3 protein-coding genes are annotated in these 3,456 nt (G+C 44.4%); all 3 read right to left on the minus strand.

Annotated features, from left to right (window positions below):
• Window positions 1-319: 319 nt before the first annotated feature.
• Window positions 320-1,135 carry an MlaE family lipid ABC transporter permease subunit gene (locus tag WBA89_RS06850; protein ID WP_424405017.1) on the minus strand — a complete coding sequence of 272 codons (816 nt, stop codon included), beginning with the start codon at window positions 1,133-1,135 and terminating at the stop codon, window positions 320-322.
• 236 nt (window positions 1,136-1,371) lie between these two features.
• Entirely contained in the window at window positions 1,372-2,406 is a 1,035-nt protein-coding gene (locus WBA89_RS06855; protein WP_424405019.1) for a patatin-like phospholipase family protein, read from the minus strand.
• 144 nt (window positions 2,407-2,550) lie between these two features.
• Complete coding sequence (gene mtnB, locus WBA89_RS06860; protein ID WP_424405021.1) at window positions 2,551-3,180, minus strand: methylthioribulose 1-phosphate dehydratase; 630 nt, start codon at window positions 3,178-3,180, stop codon at window positions 2,551-2,553.
• Between the last annotated feature and the right edge of the window lie 276 nt (window positions 3,181-3,456).

The following is a 3,456-nucleotide window of genomic DNA, read 5'->3' on the forward strand; positions in this document are numbered from 1 at the left end:
GTTCTCACAAAGGTGAGGTATGCTTTTAGGCCCGATGCCCGATGCTTTTAGGCCCGATGCCCGATGCTTTTAGGCCCGATGCTTTTAGGCCCGCGAGAGCACCTCATCTTTCTGAGAAAGGCTATATTACCCCCCCAACCCCCCCTTATTAAGGGGGGGCTAAGACTTCATCCATAGCACATATGAAAGAAAAATGGTATAAGTTTTCGATCCTAAAGTCCTTACTGCAAACTTAATTTCTGTAGTTATTTCTTCAACCCACGGAGGTGGGTTTTGTCTGTGTAGACGCGGTTTCAACCGCCGAGTCTTCTACCAACAATTACCCGCTTCTCGTAATTCCCAACTCGTGAAACATCAACAGCGATAAAAAGAAATCCGCCATAAAAATAAACACCCAAGAAGTCACCACCGCCGCCGTTGCAGCTTGACCTACCCCTTTTCCACCGCCCGCCGTTGTCAACCCCCAACCGCAACCGACAAGGGCAATAATCAACCCAAAAATAAAACTCTTAATCGCCACAGTTACTAAATCCCAAGGCCCCAAAAAAGTCCGCACCGATTCCAAAAATACTGACGGTTCCAACTCGTAAAAATAAGCCGCCACAAACAGCCCGCCCAAAATCCCCACCGCTACCGCAAAAATTGTTAAAATCGGCAGCATGATGCAGCAAGCTATCACCCTCGGCACTACTAAATAATCAACCGGATTTGTTCTCAGCATATACAGGGCATCTATTTGTTCCGTCACCTGCATTTCTCCAATCTCCGCAGCAAAGGCCGAACCTACTTGTCCCGCCACCACGCCCGCCGTTAAAACTGGTGCTAATTCCCGACAAAATGCCACAGCAAAAGCACCTCCCACCGCCCCAACCGCCCCAAACCGAATCAATTCTCTGGCCGATTGAACGGTAAAAATCATGCCCGCAAAAAAGGCTATTAGCAGCACGGAACGCAAAGAATCCAGGCCTACTGTTACTAAATGTTCCATGATTTTGCGGCGGTCAATTTTGCATTGCAGGACGCGCAGCAGCACTTGACCGCCCAGGAACAAAGTCACTAAAAATCGCTGAAACCACCTGTTGTTCAAGGTTTCATCTAAATGTCGATCGCGCTTTTCTTGGTATTTTTTAACCAATTACTGACAGCTCGCGATTAATTACAAACAGGGCCAAGCATTGCTAAATATAGACTTAGCCAATTCTACAGCAATTACTGCGCGATTTGTCAACATATTTTTAGTCTGCCAGCCTTGCCGTTGGTAGGTTATACCATTTTAAATTTTAGATTGAGACTGATTGGTTTTGTGGTCATCATCAGTTTTTCCCAATTATCCAATCTCAAGTCTCAAATCCAAAATCTAAAATTTGATGGCTACTCGGCAAGCAACAAGTCGATAAACTTATCCAACTCTTCGTCATGCTTTTCGGCTTGATCCTTACCAATTCTCACCAAATCCAATATCTTCTCTTCCGAAGCATCATCAATCCGCAGCGGTGGTTCGTGGTTCAGATCGGGAGTAATTCTCAAATATTGATTTGGTCTTTCAATCGCATCATAAATTTGGATTAATTGATAATTTACAGTTTCAGCAACTCCCGTCATCATGATATTAATCAAAGGCTCAACCCACTCAATTTGACCCCAATCTTTCACTTCTTCGTAGGGATATTTTTTCTGAGCTTCTCCCGTCCCCAGAGATAAAATTACCATATCTTTTGCTGTCGGGCCTCTCTCTGGGCGATCCTCGGAAAATGTGAATTTATTTCTCACTTCCGCATAGGCGCAAAGTGCCGGATTGTTGGCGAATACTCCCCCGTCAATTAAAGCGTAGCATTCGTTTGTCAAAGAGTAAATTTTGGGAATTTCAAAGTAAGTGGGAGCGGCAGATGTCGCTCTGGCAACATCTCTAATAAAATAGTCGGCTTCGGGATGTTGTTTCGCATCCATTTGGTTGAAAAAATTAGCTTTTCTTCTTTCCACGTCGTAACTGGAAATTAAACAAGGTTTCAGCAGTTGGCTGAGTTGGCAATCACTAAAGTTTTTCCGAAAGAATTCTTCTAACGGAGGGCTGGGATATTTCTCATCGATCAAACCGTCTATAGAGCGAAATTTTTGCCAAAATGAACTTTTAAAAACGTCGCGGCCGCTGTTGATAGAAAAATTAACAGCGTCTTGGGCAGACCACCGAGGTCTGCTGGGATTTTTGGGGTCGGGAAATAAATAGATGCAAGTTAAAATTCCTCCCGCACTCGTGCCGGCGATTAAATCGAAATAGTCAGCTATTCTCGCATCTGGGTTGCCGCTTTTCTGTTGCAGCTTTGACTCGATGCTAACTGCAACTTGCGCCGGGATAATTCCTCTGATTCCGCCACCGTCTATGGATAAAACTCTGTTATATTTAGACATGATTGTTGTTTCCTTTTTTGGATATTTGCTTGTTGGCTACACTTTTGAAATCAAAAGTGTTTGACACGATACTTAGCGGTAAGGTACACCCTAAACACCTTAGATATATTAGATTTTGCGTTTAGGAATTTCCTAAATTCATATCTAATATTTCAAATCTAAATTTAATTGGCGGGCTGCGATCGTGTATCGAAAAATGTACTCTACAATTTCTACGTAATTGTAGGCGACGGCTGGCGAGTCTGCCCAGACTGTGATGCCGTGATCGCGAATTAATAAAGCTGGTACAGATGGTGTACAAATGGCAAAGTATTCGCAGATTTCCTTGGCTATCTTAGGCACTTCCAAATAATTTGCAAATAGGGGTATCGCCACTTGGGGGTTTTCCTCCCACACGCCCAAACCTTTGAGCATTTCGATCGCCGGTAAAGACACTGCATCGCCTTCGGTTAGCCGAGAAACTAAATTTGCTTCGATCGAGTGAACGTGATAGCAAGCTTTAGCGTCTGGAAAACAATTGTAAACGGCTAAATGAATGCTGGTTTCGGCGGAAGGGCGGCTGTCGGCAACAGGTTGTTCGACGATCGCGCCGTCGCAACTCATTCTGATAAAATCTACTTCAGTCAACTGCCCTTTCGCGCGGCCGCTAGCAGTAATCCAAAAGCTGCCATCGGGTAAGCGGGCCGAAAGATTGCCAGCAGTCCCCACCATCCAACCGCGATCGTAAAAATGTTTGGCTGCTGCAATTAAATCCGGTCTCAAATCGCCACTCATTCTTTGCAAATCCTCAGTTTTTTGTCCAGCTTTTACGTTAATAGTTATTACGGAAAGAAACCCGGTTTCTACGAAAAAAATTTGGGTTAGGCAACGAGGAATTTAGGAAGAAACCGGGTTTCTCAACTCCCCCGCGCAATTCCTAGTTGAGTTTCAATTCCATTTCTGGGACAAATTTTCCAACACGTCAAAAAAATTATCCCATTTAGTATAAGGCTTTTGCTGTTCGTCTAGATACTCGGCAAGCCGATCGCGCGCAAACACAGACGAAGCCTG

The organism is Microcoleus sp., from assembly GCF_049646505.1.
GTDB lineage: Bacteria > Cyanobacteriota > Cyanobacteriia > Cyanobacteriales > Microcoleaceae > Microcoleus.